The sequence below is a fragment of the Caballeronia zhejiangensis genome, assembly GCF_022879815.1.
Taxonomy (GTDB): domain Bacteria; phylum Pseudomonadota; class Gammaproteobacteria; order Burkholderiales; family Burkholderiaceae; genus Caballeronia; species Caballeronia zhejiangensis.
Map to the genome: position 1 here is coordinate 470,172 of NZ_CP084283.1, position 16,782 is coordinate 486,953.

Here is a 16,782-nt window from a genome sequence, read left to right on the forward strand (position 1 = left end):
CGCCGTCCGCTGAAAACAGCGGGACGAAACGGCGAAGCCCGCCATTCCCGATTTTCCCGGTTTTTCCCGATCCATCGCGCAATCGCTCGAGGCCGCGCATTGGCATCACGGGTGGTCTTCATCGCCTCGCATTCGCTCATGCTTGACCGGCTGTCCGACACCAATCGCCGCGCGTTTTTCGAGGGCGTGCGTACCTTTTCTCCCGCCGTCCTGGCGACGTTTTCCTGGGGTCTCGTGACCGGCGTCGCGATGACGAAGTCCGTGCTCACCGTGCCGCAGGCGCTCGGCATGTCGTTCGCGGTGTACGCGGGCTCGTCGCAGCTCGCGGTGCTGCCGCTCTTCGCCGCGAAGCTGCCGCTCTGGACGATTCTCCTGACCGCCGCGATGGTCAATCTGCGCTTCGTGATCTTCAGCGCGGGGCTCGCGCCGCATTTCTCGTGGCTGCCGCTGAAGCGGCGTCTGCTGCTCGGCTATTTCAACGGCGACATCATCTATCTGATGTTCTCGAAGCGGAATTTTCCTGCCGGCTGGCAGCCCGGCAAGGAGGCGTTCTTCTGGGGACTGGCGATATCGAGCTGGTTGTCATGGCAAACATCGTCGGTGCTCGGCATCTTGCTCGCGAGCCTGATTCCCGATGACTGGGGCCTCGAACTCGCCGGCACGCTCGCGCTGATCCCGCTCATCGTTTCCGCTATCGCGACGCGTTCGACGCTCGCGGCGGTCGCGGTGGCGAGCGTCGTCGCGTTGCTGGCGTTCGATCTGCCGTATCGTTTCGGCTTGCCGCTCGCGGTGTTCGCGGCGCTTATCGCGGGCACGCTCGCGGATGTCGTCGCCGAGCGGGCCGCGCCCAAATCCGCATCCGATGCCACGAGGTCCAGCCGATGAGCGCGCTGCAAGTCTGGCTCGCGATCATCGGCATGGGCGTGGTCACGGCGGTGACGCGCGCGCTCTTTCTGATCGGCGGCGAGCGCATGGTGCTGCCGCCGCGCGTGCAGCGTGTGCTGCGCTATGCGCCGGCCGCCGCGCTCGCGGGCGTCGTCGTGCCGGATCTGCTCGAAACGCCCGCGGGCATTTCGCTGTGGCTGTCGAACCATGCGTTGTGGGCATCGGCGGCGGGACTCGCGTATTACCTGTGGCGGCGCGGCATGATGGGCACGATCGCCGTCGGCATGGTGGTGTTCACGCTGCTGCGGCTCGTGGCCTGACCGCGGCGTGGAGATGGCTACGCGCCGCGTCAAATACGCGTCATCAACGATTGCCCGCTAAAAGCGGCCGGGTTGATCGGTTAAAATGAGGGTCTTTCCCGAGTGAGCGAGGTCGAAAGTGTGTCCGGCAGTCACCGCGCTACGGTTTTGCAATTCATTTTGCAACACGCCGCTCCCGGCTCCATCGCCGCGCCCGGGCAGGGCTTGCGCGCCTCTCCGGATTCATCTGTCTCATCCCTTTCTCCCGCATCCCGCGCGCGCGTTCGGCTTAAGCGCGCGTCCTTCGCCCCCAGCTTGAACCGCGCGCGAGCCGTCCTGCCCGGCGGCCTGCGCGCGGCGACTCCACGAACCGGCCCGCCCCGACGGCCGTTCCCGCCCGAACCGCTTCTTTATCTACGTTGACTCCCATGACGAAAGTACTGCGTTTCACCGATCTGATCGCCGAAGGCAAAGTCTCCGGCAAGCGTGTGTTCATCCGCGCGGATCTCAACGTGCCGCAAGACGATAACGGCAACATCACCGAAGATACGCGCGTGCGCGCCTCGGTCCCGGCGATCAAGGCCGCTCTCGACGCGGGCGCGGCCGTGATGGTCACGTCGCACCTCGGCCGTCCGACCGAAGGCCAGTTCAAGCCGGAAGACTCGCTCGCGCCGGTCGCGAAGCGTCTGTCGGAGCTGCTCGGCCGCGACGTGCCGCTCGTCGCCGACTGGGTCGACGGCGTTCAGGTCCAGCCGGGCAACGTCGTGCTGTTGGAAAACTGCCGCTGCAACAAGGGCGAGAAGAAGAACGACGACGGCCTCGCGCAGAAGATGGCGAAGCTCTGCGACGTCTACGTCAACGATGCGTTCGGCACCGCGCACCGCGCCGAAGCCACGACGCACGGCATCGCGAAGTACGCGCCTGTCGCGTGCGCGGGACCGCTCTTGGCCGCTGAACTCGATGCGCTCGGCAAGGCGCTCGGCAACCCGAAGCGTCCGCTCGTCGCGATCGTCGCGGGCTCGAAGGTGTCGACCAAGCTCACCATTCTCAAGTCGCTCGCCGAGAAGGTCGATCAGCTGATCGTCGGCGGCGGCATCGCCAACACGTTCATGCTCGCGTCGGGCCTGAAGATCGGCAAGTCGCTCGCCGAAGCCGATCTCGTCGGCGAGGCGAAGGAAATCATCGAACAGGCGCGCACGCGCGGCGCATCGGTGCCGATTCCGAGCGATGTCGTCACCGCGAAGGAATTCGCCGCGACCGCGAAGGCGGAAACGAAGCCCGTCGCCGACGTCGCCGACGACGACCTCATCCTCGATATCGGCCCGGACACCGCGAAGGCGCTCGCCGCGCAACTCGAAACGGCCGGCACGATCGTCTGGAACGGGCCCGTCGGCGTGTTCGAATTCGACCAGTTCGGCAACGGCACCAAGACGCTCGCGCAGGCCATCGCGAATTCGTCGGCGTTCTCCATCGCCGGCGGCGGCGACACGCTCGCGGCCATCGCGAAGTACGACATCGCCGACAAGGTGAGCTATATCTCGACCGGCGGCGGCGCGTTCCTGGAATTCCTCGAAGGCAAGAAGCTGCCCGCGGTCGAAGTGCTCGAATCCCGCGCCGGGGCTTGAGGCGTTGGCCGCCCGAAACAATCCGGCGAAAGCAGGAAAGAAGGGCGCGCCAGCCGGCGGCGCGCAAACCGAAGAAATGGAAAGCGGCGCCGCGCTCGACGCGGCCGCCGAAGCAGCGCGGGTGATCGCGGAAGCGGCTCAACCCGATCAGACGGCGCCCGAAGACGAATCGGTGATTCCGGAAACGCCTCCGGTCATCATCGGCGGCGTGCCCGCCCATGCCCTGAATGAAATCGACAAAGCGACGCCGGCACGAACCGGCGCGCGCGCGCAACCGGTGAGCAACACCTCACTGCAAGCGCAACGTGCTCGCGGCCTCAACACGGGCGTTCCTACAGAGACGAGGAAAGACATGCATCGCGCTACCAAGATTGTTGCCACCATCGGCCCGGCTTCAACGAGCCCGGACGTCCTGCTGCAAATGCTGCAGGCGGGCCTCGACGTCGTTCGCTTCAACTTCTCGCACGGCACCGCCGACGATCACCGCCAGCGCGCCGAAATCGTCCGCGAGGCGGCGCGTCAGGTGGGCCGGGAAGTCGCGATCATGGCGGACCTGCAGGGCCCGAAGATCCGCGTCGGCAAGTTCGAGAACAACAAGACGATGCTCGTCGCGGGCAATCCGTTCATCCTCGATGCGAACTGCACGCTCGGCAACAACGAGCGCGTCGGGCTCGACTACAAGGATCTGCCGCGCGACCTGCGCGCGGGCGACGTGCTCCTGCTCAACGACGGCCTCATCGTGCTCGACGTGGTGCGCGTCATCGGCGAAGAGATTCACACGACGGTGAAGGTCGGCGGCGAGCTCTCGAACAACAAGGGCATTAACCGTCAGGGCGGCGGTCTCACCGCGCCCGCGCTGACCGAGAAAGACATGGAGGACATCAAGACGGCGATGTCGCTCGGCGCGGATTTCGTCGCGGTGTCGTTCCCGAAGAACGCGACCGACATGGAAATGGCGCGTCAGCTCGCGAACATCGCGGGCGCGCCGTACGGCATCAAGCCGAAGATGATCGCGAAGATCGAGCGCGCCGAAGCCATTCCGGCGCTGCAAGGCATTCTCGACGCATCGGACGGCATCATGGTCGCGCGCGGCGATCTCGCGGTCGAAGTCGGCAACGCGGCGGTTCCGGCGCTGCAAAAGCGCATGATCCGCATGGCGCGCGAGTCGAACAAGCTCGTGATCACCGCCACGCAGATGATGGAATCGATGATCCACGCGCCCGTGCCAACGCGCGCCGAAGTCTCCGACGTGGCGAACGCCGTGCTCGACGGCACCGACGCCGTGATGCTTTCCGCCGAAACCGCGGCCGGCAAGTATCCGGTGACGACGATCGAAACGATGGCCGCCATCTGTATCGAAGCGGAGAAGTCGGAAGAATCGCAGCTCGATCGCGATTTCCTCGACCGCACGTTCACGCGCATCGACCAGTCGATCGCGATGGGCGCGCTCTTCACGGCGTTCCATCTCGGCGCGAAGGCCGTCGTCGCGTTGACGGAATCCGGCTCGACCGCGCTGTGGATGTCGCGTCACTGGACGCACGTGCCGATCTTCGCGCTGACGCCGCGCGTGTCGAGCGAACGGACGATGTCCCTGTACCGCAACGTGACGCCGCTGCACGTGGACACCAACATGGACCGCGACACGGCGCTGAATCAGGCGCTGGAAGTGGTCGTGTCGAAGGGTTACGCGGCGCGCGGCGATATGGTCGTGCTGACGGTCGGCGAACCGATGGGCCAGGCAGGCGGCACGAACACGCTCAAGATCGTGCGCGTGGGCGATCACTTCTAAGCGTTTTTGAGAACGCTGCGCGGTCAAACGCCGCGCGATTTGTCGCAAGTCCGGAGCGAGCGCGGTCCCAGCAGCCGCGCTCGTTTCGTCAAGCGCGCAGGACGATGAAGCCGAAAACCGCCCGAGAGCGAGTTCGCGCGCTGAAGAATTCGTTTCACTTATGGAGTCTCACCACAATGCCTCTCGTATCAATGCGTCAACTGCTGGATCACGCTGCGGAAAACGGTTACGGTCTCCCGGCGTTCAACGTCAACAATCTGGAACAAGTGCAGGCGATCATGTCGGCGGCGAACGAAGTCAACGCGCCCGTCATCATGCAGGCGTCCGCTGGCGCGCGTAAGTACGCGGGCGAAGCGTTCCTGCGTCATCTGATCGAAGCGGCGGTCGAGTCGTATCCGCATATTCCGGTCGTGATGCATCAGGATCACGGTCAGTCGCCCGCGGTGTGCATGGCCGCGATCCGCTCGGGCTTCACCAGCGTCATGATGGACGGCTCGCTCGAAGCCGACGGCAAGACGGTCGCTTCCTACGAGTACAACGTCGCGGTGTCGAAGCAGGTCGTAGAGTTCTCGCATTCGATCGGCGTCACGGTCGAAGCCGAACTGGGCGTGCTCGGCTCGCTCGAAACGATGAAGGGCGACAAGGAAGACGGCCACGGCGCCGAAGGCACGATGACGCGCGAGCAGCTTCTGACCGACGTCGAGCAGGCCGCCGATTTCGTCAAGCAGACGCAATGCGATGCTTTGGCGATCGCGATCGGTACGTCGCACGGCGCGTACAAGTTCTCGAAGAAGCCGACGGGCGATATCCTCGCCATCGACCGCATCCGCGAAATTCACCAGCGCATTCCGAACACGCACCTCGTGATGCACGGTTCGTCGTCGGTACCGCAGGAATTGCTGGCCGAAATCCGCGAATTCGGCGGCGACATGAAGGAAACCTATGGCGTGCCGGTCGAGGAGATTCAGGAAGGCATCAAGCACGGCGTTCGCAAGGTGAACATCGACACCGATCTGCGCCTCGCGATCACCGGCGCGATCCGCCGCTATCTGTTCGAAAATCCGTCGAAGTTCGATCCGCGCGATTATCTGAAGCCCGCGCGCGAAGCGGCGAAGGAAATCTGCCGCCAGCGCTATATGCAGTTCGGCTGCGAGGGCATGGCCGGCAAGATCAAGCCGGTTTCGCTCGACAAGATCGCCGAAAAGTACAAGTCCGGCGCGCTGGCTCAGATCGTGAAATGAGACTGATCTGAATCAGCCGGGTTTTGTAAAGTAAAATCAACGGGTTCCGGGTTCGGAACCCGTTCGTCTTTCTCCTCGCCGCTTCCCACGTCGAAGCGGCGAATCACTTTTTTCCGGTACATGACGATGTCCACGCTATACGAATCCACGATCAAATCGCTGCCGCTGCTCGGCCGCGGCAAGGTCCGCGACAACTACGCCGTCGGCGACGACAAGCTCCTTATCGTGACGACCGACCGGCTTTCCGCATTCGACGTCGTCATGGGCGAGCCGATTCCGAACAAGGGCCGCGTGCTCAACACGATGGCCGATTTCTGGTTCGAGAAGCTCGGCCACATCGTGCCGAACCACAACACGGGCATCGATCCGGCGACGGTCGTCGCGGCGGACGAAACCGAGCAGGTGAAGGGCCGCGCGGTCGTCGTGAAGCGCCTGGAGCCGATTCTCGTCGAAGCCGTGGTGCGCGGTTATCTCGCGGGCAGCGGCTGGAAGGACTATCAGGCGACGGGCGCGGTGTGCGGCGTCGAACTGCCGCCGGGCCTGCAAAACGCGCAGAAACTGCCCGAGCCGATTTTCACGCCTGCGGCCAAGGCCGAAATGGGCCATCACGACGAAAACATCACCTACGATGAGATGGAACGCCGCATCGGCACGGAGCTTTCCGCGACGATCAAGCGCATTTCCATCCAGTTGTACAAGGAAGCGGCCGAGTACGCGGCGACGCGCGGCATCATCATCGCGGATACGAAGTTCGAGTTCGGCCTCGACAACAAGGGCGATCTCTATCTGATGGACGAAGTGCTGACCGCCGATTCGTCGCGCTTCTGGCCCGCCGATGGCTATCAGGTGGGCACGAATCCGCCGTCGTTCGACAAGCAGTTCGTGCGCGACTGGCTCGAAACGCAGCCGTGGAAGAAGGAACCGCCCGCGCCGAAGCTGCCCGACGACGTGATCGCGAAGACGTCGGAGAAGTATCAGGAAGCGCTCCAGCGTTTGACCGGCAAGACGCTCGACTGAGTAAGAAAGATGACGAACGAAGTACACAAGAACGAAGCGCCGCTCGTCGGCGTGTTGATGGGCTCCAGTTCCGACTGGGACGTGATGAAGCATGCCGTCGCGATGCTGCAGGAATTCGGCGTGCCGTACGAGGCACAGGTCGTCTCGGCGCACCGGATGCCGGACGAGATGTTCGCCTATGCGGAAAGCGCGCGCGAGCGCGGCCTGCGCGCGATCATCGCGGGCGCGGGCGGCGCGGCGCATCTGCCGGGCATGCTGGCCGCGAAAACCACGGTGCCGGTGCTCGGGGTGCCGGTGGCGAGCAAGTATCTGAAGGGCGTCGATTCGCTGCATTCGATCGTGCAGATGCCCAAGGGCGTGCCGGTCGCGACGTTCGCCATCGGCGAGGCGGGCGCGGCGAACGCGGCGCTCTTCGCGGTATCGATATTGAGCGTCACCGATGCGAAATTCGCCGATGCGCTCGCCGCTTTTCGCGTGAAGCAGAATCAGGCGGCGCGGGACATGACGCTGCCGCCGCTGTGATCCCACTTCGCAATCTGGCCCAACGATGAATCCACAAAACTCCCCGATCTCTCCCATCCTGCCGGGCGCATGGCTCGGCATGGTCGGCGGCGGCCAGCTCGGCCGCATGTTCTGCTTCGCCGCGCAATCGATGGGCTATCGCGTCGCCGTTCTCGATCCGGATGAGACGAGCCCCGCTGGCGCCGTCGCGGATCGCCATATCCGCGCCGCCTACGACGACCGCGCCGCGCTCACGGAACTCGGCCGACTGTGCGCGGCAGTATCGACGGAATTCGAGAACGTGCCGTCCGCCAGCCTCGAATTTCTCGCGTCGTGCACGTTCGTGAGCCCGGCGGCGAGTTGCGTGGCGATCGCGCAGGATCGCGTCGCGGAGAAACGCTTCATCGCGGAATCGGGCGTGCCGGTCGCGCCGCATGTCGTGATCGAATCGACGGAAGCGCTCGCCGCGCTGCCCGACGAGAAGATCGCGGCCGTGCTGCCGGGCATTCTCAAGACCGCGCGTCTCGGCTATGACGGCAAGGGGCAGGTCAGCGTGCGCAACGTCGCGGAATTGCGCAACGCGCATGCGTCGCTGTCGGGCGTGCCGTGCGTGCTGGAAAAGCGCATGCCGCTGAAGTACGAAGTGTCCGTGCTGATCGCGCGCGGCGGCGACGGCAAATCGGCCGTGTTTCCGCTCGCGCAGAACGTGCATGTGAACGGCATTCTCGCGAGGACGGTCGTGCCCGCGCCCGATGCGCCCGATGCGCTCGTCGCGCAGGCGCAGGACGCCGCGCTGACGATCGCCGCGAAGCTCGGTTACGTCGGCGTGCTGTGCGTCGAATTCTTCGTGCTGGAAGACGGCTCGCTCATCGCCAACGAAATGGCGCCGCGCCCGCACAATTCCGGCCACTACACCGTCGATGCCTGCGCCACGAGTCAATTCGAGCAGCAGGTGCGCGCGATGACCGGCATGCCGCTCGGCGACACGCGCCAGCATTCGCCGGCCGCGATGCTGAATCTGCTCGGCGATATCTGGTTCGATGGCGACAAGGCGCGTTCGCCCGCGTGGGCGGAAGTCGCCGCGATGCCGGCGGCGCGGCTGCATCTGTACGGCAAGGAAGAGGCGCGCCGGGGCCGCAAGATGGGCCACATCAACTTCACGGCGGCGACGCTCGAGGAAGCGCGCACGGCGGCGCGTGACTGCGCGCGCATGCTGCATATCCCGCTCGATTGAGTTTTTTCGTAGTAGAAGCAATGACCATCATCTATCCGAGCGCCGCGCAGATCGACGAAGCCGCGGCCCTGCTCGATGCCGGCGAACTCGTCGCGTTTCCGACCGAGACGGTCTACGGGCTTGGCGGCGACGCCGAGAATCCCGAGGCCATCGCGCGCATCTATGCGGCGAAAGGGCGGCCGGCGAGTCATCCGGTGATCGTGCATCTCGCGCCCGAGGCTGATCCGGGCTATTGGGTGCGCGAGTTGCCCGCCGATGCGCAGAAGCTCATCGATGCGTTCTGGCCCGGTCCTTTGACGCTGATTCTCAAGCGCGCCGCGCATATTCCGGCGGCGGTCAGCGGCGGACAGGATTCGGTGGGCGTGCGGTGCCCGTCGCATCCGGTGGCGCAGCAATTGTTGTCGGCGTTTCATCGGCGGCGAATGGGGACGGGCAAGCAGGGCGGCGTCGCGGGGCCGTCGGCGAACCGTTTCGGGCATGTGAGCCCGACGACCGCGCAGCACGTTCGCGACGAGTTCGGCGATGCCGTGCATGTGCTCGATGGCGGCGCGGCGGATGTCGGCATCGAATCGACGATTCTGGATTTGTCGCGGGGCTTTCCGGCGCTGCTGCGGCCGGGGCATGTGAGTCCGCGGCAGATCGCGGATGTCATCGGGATCGCGCCGAAGCTGCCGGATGGATCGGATGCGACCGCGCCGCGTGCTTCCGGGACGCTGAAGGCGCATTACGCGCCGCGCACGCCGCTTTTGCTGCTGCCGTTCGCTTCGATCGAGCCGTTGCTTCGTAATCGTGACGGGAAGATTGCGCTGGTGGCGCGGGCGTCGAGCGCGGGGGAATGGGCGCGGGCTGCCGATGTTCACTTCGTGGCGGCGCCTGAGGATCCGCAGACTTACGCGCGCGATCTTTATGGCTTGCTGCGGGCGCTGGATCGGGCCAATGTCGAGCGGATTCTGATCGAGAAGCTGCCGGAGACGGTGGAGTGGATTGCTGTCAACGATCGGCTTGGCAGGGCGGCGGCGGCGTTCGAGGCGGAAGAGTGATTACTGGACTTTGCGCCTGTTTGTGAAAGATGGGTTTGGGGGATTTTGCTTTCCGGTCAGGAAGTTATGATGCAGGGATTCCTCCGCGTGCGCGGAGATAGACCGTACTAGAACGTCAAACTGGACCGTATCGACGAATTCCTCCGCCCCGCGGAGCCTTTCTCACCGCAACAAAAAAACCGCTCGGGCGATCCCTCGCCCGAGCGGTTTTTCATCCTAAAACCCCAACCCTTACTTCCCCAACCCCGTCGCCGCAATCGTCTGCTCCGCGGCCTGCGCGTACAGCGCGTGCAGATGCGTCGTCGGATGCACGGTATCGGCGTACATGTACGTCTGATCCGCGCCCGCGACCGTCAATGTTTCCGGCGAGCAGAACAGCGACGTCGCGAAATCCTGCGGATTCGGCTCGCCGTACTTCTGCGCGGCCGCGGCCATCGCCTTCAGGTTGCACGCGGTGCCCGTATTCGACACCGTGAAGCCTAACTGCTGATAGTTCGCGGTGATCTGCGCCAGCTTCGGCGGCGTATCGAGGTAGATGACTTTCGACTTGATGTTGAGCGCCTGCAACGTCTGATCGAGCGCAGTATTGAACCCGATCGAAGCGCTCGAAAGACCGGCGCGCGTGACCGCGTCGCTCATCGTGCCCTGCGGCGTCGTGCCGATATCCGGCACGTTCGATACCAGCACATGCGTCGCGCCGTGCTGCAGGATCGTCGCGACGATTCCGCCGAGTTGCTTGGCCGCCGTGATGATCGCAGTGGATGCATCGGCCTGCGAGATCGCGCCGGCCTTAACCAACTGCAAGTTGTAAAGGACGTCGTTCGCGCCGCCATTCACGATGACGAGCTGATTCGCGTTGAAACTGCCGTGCGCCGCAAGGTAGTTCTGCACTTGCGTCGCGACCGGCACGGTCAACGCGCCCGCGTAGCTGTTCGGATCCGTGGCGTGACCGATGCCCATGGGATTCGTCACGCGCGCGCCGCCTTGCGCATAGCCGAGTCCCGACTGATTCGTCGGCGCAACCCCAAACCCCCCCGTCATCGCCGGCGTCAGCGTATCGCCGTAATACTGCGCGACGTTCTGCACCCACACCTGACCCGGATTCGTCGTGAACCGTCCGCCGCCGAAGTTCGCGGCCGCGACCGGCGCATACGTGCCGACATCGGAAAGGCTGTCGCCGAACGACACCACTTGCAGCTTCACGCCGCCCGCGGGCGTCGAATTGTTGTCATCGCCGCCGCCGCCGCACGCGGCGATCAGGGCGAAGGCCGCGCTGGCCGTCGCGACTTGGGCAAAGCGCACCAGTGCGGCGCGCGTCGAGCGTTGCTTCTTCATGACCTCGTCTCCCTTCTTACCTGTTTTCTAGTTCGATTACGGCGTCAGACCGTGTCGCGGTCTTCATGCCGCTAGCTGCGAGTTTAAGCGATGCCGCGCGCCATCCTGGCGCGCGCGCAGCTTACGGCCGAGCGCCGTGCCCGACAGCGTACACGCGGCGCGCGTCTTTCCGAACGCGACTTCGTAGAAGAAATCTTCGGTGTTTGCAGACGCCCGTGCCCGCTCAATCCGCCATGCCCGGCCGACGCGCGCCTTCGTAGACCCATTCGAGCAGCGCATCGTGCGCGGCGCGCGCGGCCTCGGCGCGCGGATCGTTGATGAAACTCACGACCACATAGCTCTCGCCGTTCGCCGCGCCGACATAGCCCGCGATCGCGCGCACGTCGCGCAGCGTGCCGGTCTTGATGTGCGCGTTGCCGAGCGCGCCCGCGTTCGTTAGACGGTTGCGCATGGTGCCGTCGACGCCCGCGATCGGCAGCGATTCGACGAACACCTGCGCGACCGGACTCGCGTTCGCGGCCATCAGCAGATCGGCGAGCGAGATCGCGGAAATATGCTCGTCGCGCGAAAGGCCGGAGCCGTTGTCGAGCACGAGACCGTTCATCGGCAGGGCGCTGCGTTTCAGGAACGCCTGGATCGCCGTCGCCGATTTCGCCGTCGTCGCGGGCGGCTTCAGTTGCGCCGCGCCGATCGTCAGGAACAGGTTGCGCGCCATCACGTTGTTGCTGAACTTGTTGATGTCGCGCACGACATCGGACAGCACCGGACTGCGATGCGTGCCGACGAGGCGCGCATTCGACGGCGTCGGGCCTTCGCGCGTCGTGCCTGCGAACGTGCCGCCCGCCTGCTTCCAGAGCGCGAGGAAACCGCCCGCGAAGAAGGTCGAATGATCGAGCGCCGCGACGTTGATCGTGCGCGAGCCGCAACGCAGCGGATAGTCGCCGACGAACGACGCCTGCACGAAGCCGCCCTGCGTCTGCGCGACGCTCGGCGACGCCGCCGAAAGCGAGCCGACGCACGCGCCGCGCGTCACGCGCAGTTCGTTGTCGATCTGAAGTTGCGCGAGTTGCGGCAATACGTCGATGGATACTTGTCCGTCGGCGTTGGGCGTCAGCGTGAAGGACAGCGATTTGAACGCGTAAAGCAGCGGATCGGGGCCGACGTTGTAGGGCGCGCTGTCGTCGTTGTCGAACGCGGGCAGATCGCGCGTCGACGCGTCGAAGTAGCGCTTGTCGAGCACGAGCGCGCCGTCGATGCCCGTGATGCCGTTCTTGCGAATCTGATCGACGAGATCGATCAGCTCTTCCGGCACGAGCTTCGGATCGCCCGTACCCTGAATGTACAGATTGCCGTGCAGCACGCCTTGCGCATCGAGCTGGCCGTCGGCGTACGCGGTCGTCTTCCAGCGATAGTCCGGGCCGAGCATCGAAAGGCCCGAGAAGGTCGTGACGAGCTTCATCGTCGATGCGGGCAGCATCGGCTCGTTCGCGTTCACCGAGACGAGCGGCAGCGGCGCGCCGACACGCTGCACGACGACGCTCATCGACGACAGCGGCACATGCGCGTGCGCGAGCGCCGTCATCACCGATGCGGGCAGCGGGCCGGCCGGCACGACCGCTTTCGCCGCGCGCTCGGCTTTCGCGCGCTTCGACTTCGCCCCGCCGATGGCCGCGCGCTGCGGCGCGTGACCTTGCGCATCGGCCTTCGAGCCGCCGCCGCGCGCATCGGCATCCGGCATATGGCCGAGGGTCGCGCAGGCGAACGCTGCGGCGAGAGCGTACGAAGACAGTCGGCGAGAGAAGGAGCGGGAAACGGGCGGCATGGACGAGCGTTGTTCTTGGCTGGATGACGAGCGGCGGCGCGTGGCCGGGCGGGGTCGCGCCGCGAGGAAGCGGCTATTGTAGACAAGCTGGCTTGCGGAAATCGTACGGGTAAAAAATCATCGCACGACGCGCTTCGGGTGCGGCATGCGGTTGTCCTCCGATGCTGGACGATCGGCGCCGTTAAGTCCCGTTTAAGCCCCGCGCGGATACAATGACTTGCGGCCCCCGGCTGCCCCACGTAACCATCAACAGACATGTGCCATGCGAATCCTGCTTGTCGAAGATGACCGGATGATCGCCGAAGGCGTGCGCCGTGCGCTGCGCGCGGACGGCTTCGCAGTCGACTGGGTCCAGGACGGCGAGGCCGCGCTCACGGCGGTCGCGGGCGAGTCCTACGATCTGATGCTGCTCGATCTCGGCCTGCCCAAGCGCGACGGCCTCGACGTATTGAAGACCCTGCGCGCGCGTTCGAACTCGCTGCCGGTGCTGATCGTGACGGCGCGCGACGCCATCGCGGATCGCGTCAAAGGACTCGACGCCGGCGCGGACGATTACCTCGTCAAACCTTTCGATCTCGACGAACTCGGCGCGCGCATGCGTGCGCTGATCCGCCGTCATGCGGGGCGCGGCGAATCGCTCGTTCGGCACGGTGAACTGACGCTCGATCCGGTCGGTCATCAGGTGACGCTCGCGGGCAATCCCGTGTCGCTGTCGGCACGCGAATTCGCGCTGCTCGAAGCGCTGATGGCGCGGCCCGGCGCAGTGCTGTCGAAGAGCCAGCTCGAAGAAAAGATCTACGGCTGGGGCGAGGAAATCGGCAGCAATACGGTCGAGGTCTACATCCATTCGCTGCGCAAGAAGCTCGGCGCCGATCTCATCCGCAACGTGCGCGGCCTCGGCTACATGGTCGCGAAGGACGCCTGATGCGGTCGATCCGCCGGCAATTGCTGATCTGGCTGCTTGCGCTCGTGATCGTCGGCGTGGGCTTCGCGGGCTGGCTCATTTACCGGCAGGCGCTCGCCGAAGCCAACGAACTCTTCGACTATCAGCTTCAGCAGATCGCGGCCGCGCTGCCGTCCGAGCCGTTTTCTTCGGTGCTCAGTTCGCGCAGCGAAAGCGACGAAGGCGTCGTCATCCAGATCTGGAATCGCAACGGCGCGCTGATGTACTTCTCGCATCCGCGCGTGCCGCTCGCGCCGCATGCCGAACTCGGCTTCTCCACGGAGATGACGCCGCGCGGCGAATGGCGCGTGTATAGCGCGATCGTCGGCGATAACGTCGTGCAGCTCGCGCAGCCGCTGTCGATCAGAAATCGCGTCGCGGCGGGCGTCGCGTGGCGCACGCTGTGGCCGCTCGTGCTGCTGCTGCCGCTGCTCGGGCTCGCGATCTGGGTGATCGTCGGGCTCGGGCTCGCGCCTTTGCAACGCGTCACGCGCGCGCTCGACACGCGTCATCCGGAAGCGCTCGATCCGCTGCCGGATCGGCCGCTGCCGCAGGAAGTGCGGCCGGTCGTGCGTGCGCTGAATGCGCTGCTGTCGCGCTTGTCGGCGGCGCTCGACACGCAAAAGGCCTTCGTCGCCGATGCCGCGCACGAGCTTCGGACGCCGCTCGCCGCGGTGCAGATTCAGGCGCAGCTCGTCGCGCGCGCGCAGGATGACGAAACGCGTCGCGAGGCGCTCAGGGATCTGCACGAAGGCATCGCGCGCGCGACGCGGCTTGCGGAGCAACTGCTGGCGCTCGCCCGCTCGGAACCGGATGGCAAGGCGGCGTTCGCATCGGTCGATCTCGCCGCGCTGCTCGAATCATGCGTGCGCGGCTCGGTGCTGGTGGCGCAGCAACGCGGCGTCGATCTCGGCATCGAGGAGAGCGAACCGGCGACCGTGAACGGCGATCCCGATTCGCTGCGCGTGATGTTCAACAATCTCATCGACAACGCGACGAAGTACACGCCTCGCGGCGGCCGCGTGGACGTGTGCCTTCGTCTCGCCGATGGCCGTCCCGTCGTCGAAATCTCCGATACCGGACCGGGCATTCCTCAAGAAGAGCGAGAAAGGGTGTTCGACCGGTTTTATCGCGTGGGCGAAGGGGCGAATCGCGCCCGCACGGATGTGTCCGGCAGCGGCCTCGGGCTCGCGATCGTGAAGCGGATCGCGCAGCAGCATGGCGCGACGGTGACGTTGGCGGAGTCGAGCGCGAGCGGTCTCAAGGTGGCCGTAACGTTCTGATGCGCGTGGCCGCCGCGCCGAAGCAAGCCGCTCTTTCTCCTCTTTTAAGAGCGGTTTAAGCGACGCCCCGTAACCTTGCTCCATCGATAAAGCGCGCTCCGTGAGAGCGCATCCCTCGTCAGGAGCACACACGATGAAAGCGAAGATTCTTACCCGCAGCGCCGTCGCGGCTGCCGTTGCCGTCGCCTTGTCGGCGGGTTACGTGGCGGGTCATAACAACGTTCCTGCACCGCAAGTCATCGCGCCCGCGCAAGCCGCCGCGATGATGCCCGCCGAAGCCGCGGCCAAGACGGGCATCCCCGATTTCTCCGGTCTCGTGGAAACGTATGGCCCGGCCGTCGTCAACATCAGCGCGAAGCACGTCGTCAAGCAGACGTCCGCGCGCAGCGGCCAGAATCAGTTGCCGATGGACCCCGACGATCCCTTCTATCAGTTCTTCAAGCGCTTCGGCGGCATGCCCGGCTTCGGCGGCGGCGATGGCGGCCCGCGCGCGGATCGTCCGAGCGAAGGCCTCGGCTCCGGCTTCATCGTCAGCAGCGACGGCTACATCCTCACCAACGCGCACGTAGTCGATAACGCGAACGTCGTCACCGTGAAGCTCACGGACAAGCGCGAATACCGCGCGAAGGTCATCGGCGCGGACAAGCAGTCGGACGTCGCCGTGCTGAAGATCGACGCGAAGAGCCTGCCGACGGTGAAGATCGGCGATCCGAACGGCAGCAAGGTCGGCCAGTGGGTCGTCGCGATCGGCTCGCCGTACGGGTTCGACAACACGGTGACGTCGGGCATCATCAGCGCGAAGTCGCGCGCGCTGCCCAACGAGAACTACACGCCGTTCATCCAGACCGACGTGCCGGTGAATCCGGGCAACTCCGGCGGGCCGCTTTTCAATCTGCAAGGCGAAGTGATCGGCATCAATTCGATGATCTATTCGCAGACGGGCGGCTTCCAGGGCCTTTCGTTCGCGATCCCGATCAATGAGGCGATCAAGGTCAAGGACGCGCTCATCAAGACGGGTCACGTCGATCGCGGCCGTCTCGGCGTGACGGTGCAGGGCATGAATCAGACGCTCGCGAATTCCTTCGGCATGAAGTCGCCGCAAGGCGCGCTCGTGAGCTCGGTCGAGCCGGGCGGGCCGGCCGCGAAGGCGGGTCTGCAACCGGGCGACGTCATCACGGCGCTCAACGGCGAGCCGGTCACGGATTCGACCTCGCTGCCGTCGCAGGTCGCGGGTCTCGCGCCGGGCACGTCCGCGAAGGTCACGGTGTGGCGCGACAAGAGCGCGAAGGATCTCAGCGTGACCATCGGCGCGTTGAAGGACACGAAGACCGCGAGCGCGAAGACCGGCGGCGGTGACGAATCGTCGGCGCAGGATGCGCGCCTCGGCGTCGCGGTGCGTCCGCTTACGCCGGAAGAAAGGCAGAACGATTCGCTCTCGCGCGGCCTGCTGGTGCAGCAGGCGGGCGGCGCGGCAGCGAACGCGGGCATTCAGCCGGGCGACGTGATTCTCGCCGTCAACGGCCAGCCGGTGACGTCCGTGCAACAGTTGAAGTCGATGGTTCAGCACGCGGGCGACAGCATCGCACTTTTGATCCAGCGCGACGACGCGCAGATCTTCGTGCCTGTCGATCTCGGCTGACGCAGCGCATCGGCGGCCGCGACGCGGGCACGAAGCATGCTCCCGGGTTCCCTGGTGCCCCATCGCGTGAAACCGACGCATCGGGCGTGACGCCGCCGGCGCTTTCGAGCGCGGCGGCATCGGAAAAAG

Annotated in this window: 15 protein-coding genes; 12 read left to right on the forward strand and 3 right to left on the reverse strand. The window is 65.4% G+C overall.

Features of this window, described 5'->3' with window-relative positions; translation table 11 throughout:
- The first annotated feature begins 138 nt into the window (after nt 1-138).
- From LDZ23_RS02255 to fba, 5 genes are all read left to right on the forward strand, one after another.
- The gene (locus LDZ23_RS02255; protein WP_244808100.1) at nt 139-885 is read left to right on the forward strand and encodes an AzlC family ABC transporter permease; all 747 of its coding nucleotides are present in this window, start codon (nt 139-141) and stop codon (nt 883-885) included.
- Nucleotides 882-1,205 carry a branched-chain amino acid transport AzlD family protein gene (locus LDZ23_RS02260; protein ID WP_008351327.1) on the forward strand — a complete coding sequence of 108 codons (324 nt, stop codon included), beginning with the start codon at nt 882-884 and terminating at the stop codon, nt 1,203-1,205. Before LDZ23_RS02255 ends, LDZ23_RS02260 begins: the two co-directional genes overlap by 4 nt.
- A gap of 407 nt (nt 1,206-1,612) precedes the next feature.
- The gene (locus tag LDZ23_RS02265) at nt 1,613-2,809 is read left to right on the forward strand and encodes a phosphoglycerate kinase (RefSeq protein ID WP_008351325.1); all 1,197 of its coding nucleotides are present in this window, start codon (nt 1,613-1,615) and stop codon (nt 2,807-2,809) included.
- Nucleotides 2,810-3,161: 352 nt separating this feature from the next.
- Entirely contained in the window at nt 3,162-4,598 is a 1,437-nt protein-coding gene (gene pyk, locus LDZ23_RS02270) for a pyruvate kinase (RefSeq protein ID WP_008351324.1), read from the forward strand.
- Between the two features lie 176 nt (nt 4,599-4,774).
- Nucleotides 4,775-5,839, forward strand: coding sequence for a class II fructose-bisphosphate aldolase (gene fba, locus LDZ23_RS02275; RefSeq protein ID WP_008351323.1), 1,065 nt, complete (start codon nt 4,775-4,777; stop codon nt 5,837-5,839).
- Here fba and LDZ23_RS02280 read toward each other — a convergent pair.
- Complete coding sequence (locus LDZ23_RS02280) at nt 5,824-5,973, reverse strand: hypothetical protein (protein ID WP_160172878.1); 150 nt, start codon at nt 5,971-5,973, stop codon at nt 5,824-5,826. The genes fba and LDZ23_RS02280 overlap by 16 nt on opposite strands.
- Between LDZ23_RS02280 and LDZ23_RS02285 the strand changes: the two genes are divergently transcribed.
- Genes LDZ23_RS02285 through LDZ23_RS02300 form a run of 4 tightly spaced genes read left to right on the forward strand, consistent with a single transcriptional unit; the run spans nt 5,966 to nt 9,631 of the window.
- Nucleotides 5,966-6,856 carry a phosphoribosylaminoimidazolesuccinocarboxamide synthase gene (locus LDZ23_RS02285; protein ID WP_008351322.1) on the forward strand — a complete coding sequence of 297 codons (891 nt, stop codon included), beginning with the start codon at nt 5,966-5,968 and terminating at the stop codon, nt 6,854-6,856. The two genes, LDZ23_RS02280 and LDZ23_RS02285, sit on opposite strands and share 8 nt — an antisense overlap.
- A 9-nt stretch (nt 6,857-6,865) precedes the next feature.
- Nucleotides 6,866-7,378 carry a 5-(carboxyamino)imidazole ribonucleotide mutase gene (gene purE / locus LDZ23_RS02290; protein ID WP_008351321.1) on the forward strand — a complete coding sequence of 171 codons (513 nt, stop codon included), beginning with the start codon at nt 6,866-6,868 and terminating at the stop codon, nt 7,376-7,378.
- 25 nt (nt 7,379-7,403) lie between these two features.
- Nucleotides 7,404-8,591, forward strand: coding sequence for a 5-(carboxyamino)imidazole ribonucleotide synthase (locus LDZ23_RS02295; protein WP_008351320.1), 1,188 nt, complete (start codon nt 7,404-7,406; stop codon nt 8,589-8,591).
- Between the two features lie 20 nt (nt 8,592-8,611).
- Complete coding sequence (locus tag LDZ23_RS02300; protein WP_244807712.1) at nt 8,612-9,631, forward strand: L-threonylcarbamoyladenylate synthase; 1,020 nt, start codon at nt 8,612-8,614, stop codon at nt 9,629-9,631.
- A 231-nt stretch (nt 9,632-9,862) separates the two neighbouring features.
- Here LDZ23_RS02300 and LDZ23_RS02305 read toward each other — a convergent pair whose 3' ends face one another.
- Complete coding sequence (locus LDZ23_RS02305; RefSeq protein WP_008351318.1) at nt 9,863-10,966, reverse strand: SGNH/GDSL hydrolase family protein; 1,104 nt, start codon at nt 10,964-10,966, stop codon at nt 9,863-9,865.
- A 223-nt stretch (nt 10,967-11,189) separates the two neighbouring features.
- Nucleotides 11,190-12,788, reverse strand: coding sequence for a D-alanyl-D-alanine carboxypeptidase/D-alanyl-D-alanine endopeptidase (gene dacB, locus LDZ23_RS02310; RefSeq protein ID WP_244807713.1), 1,599 nt, complete (start codon nt 12,786-12,788; stop codon nt 11,190-11,192).
- A gap of 262 nt (nt 12,789-13,050) precedes the next feature.
- On the opposite strand from dacB, the gene LDZ23_RS02315 reads away from it, so the two are divergent.
- The 3 genes from LDZ23_RS02315 to LDZ23_RS02325 all read left to right on the forward strand — a co-directional run bounded on the left by LDZ23_RS02315 (nt 13,051) and on the right by LDZ23_RS02325 (nt 16,653).
- The gene (locus LDZ23_RS02315) at nt 13,051-13,713 is read left to right on the forward strand and encodes a response regulator (protein WP_008351316.1); all 663 of its coding nucleotides are present in this window, start codon (nt 13,051-13,053) and stop codon (nt 13,711-13,713) included.
- Nucleotides 13,713-15,014 carry an ATP-binding protein gene (locus tag LDZ23_RS02320; protein WP_008351315.1) on the forward strand — a complete coding sequence of 434 codons (1,302 nt, stop codon included), beginning with the start codon at nt 13,713-13,715 and terminating at the stop codon, nt 15,012-15,014. The genes LDZ23_RS02315 and LDZ23_RS02320 overlap by 1 nt, the downstream gene beginning before the upstream one ends.
- A gap of 133 nt (nt 15,015-15,147) precedes the next feature.
- Nucleotides 15,148-16,653, forward strand: a complete 1,506-nt coding sequence (locus LDZ23_RS02325) for a DegQ family serine endoprotease (RefSeq protein ID WP_008351314.1) — start codon at nt 15,148-15,150, stop codon at nt 16,651-16,653.
- Nucleotides 16,654-16,782: the final 129 nt, after the last annotated feature.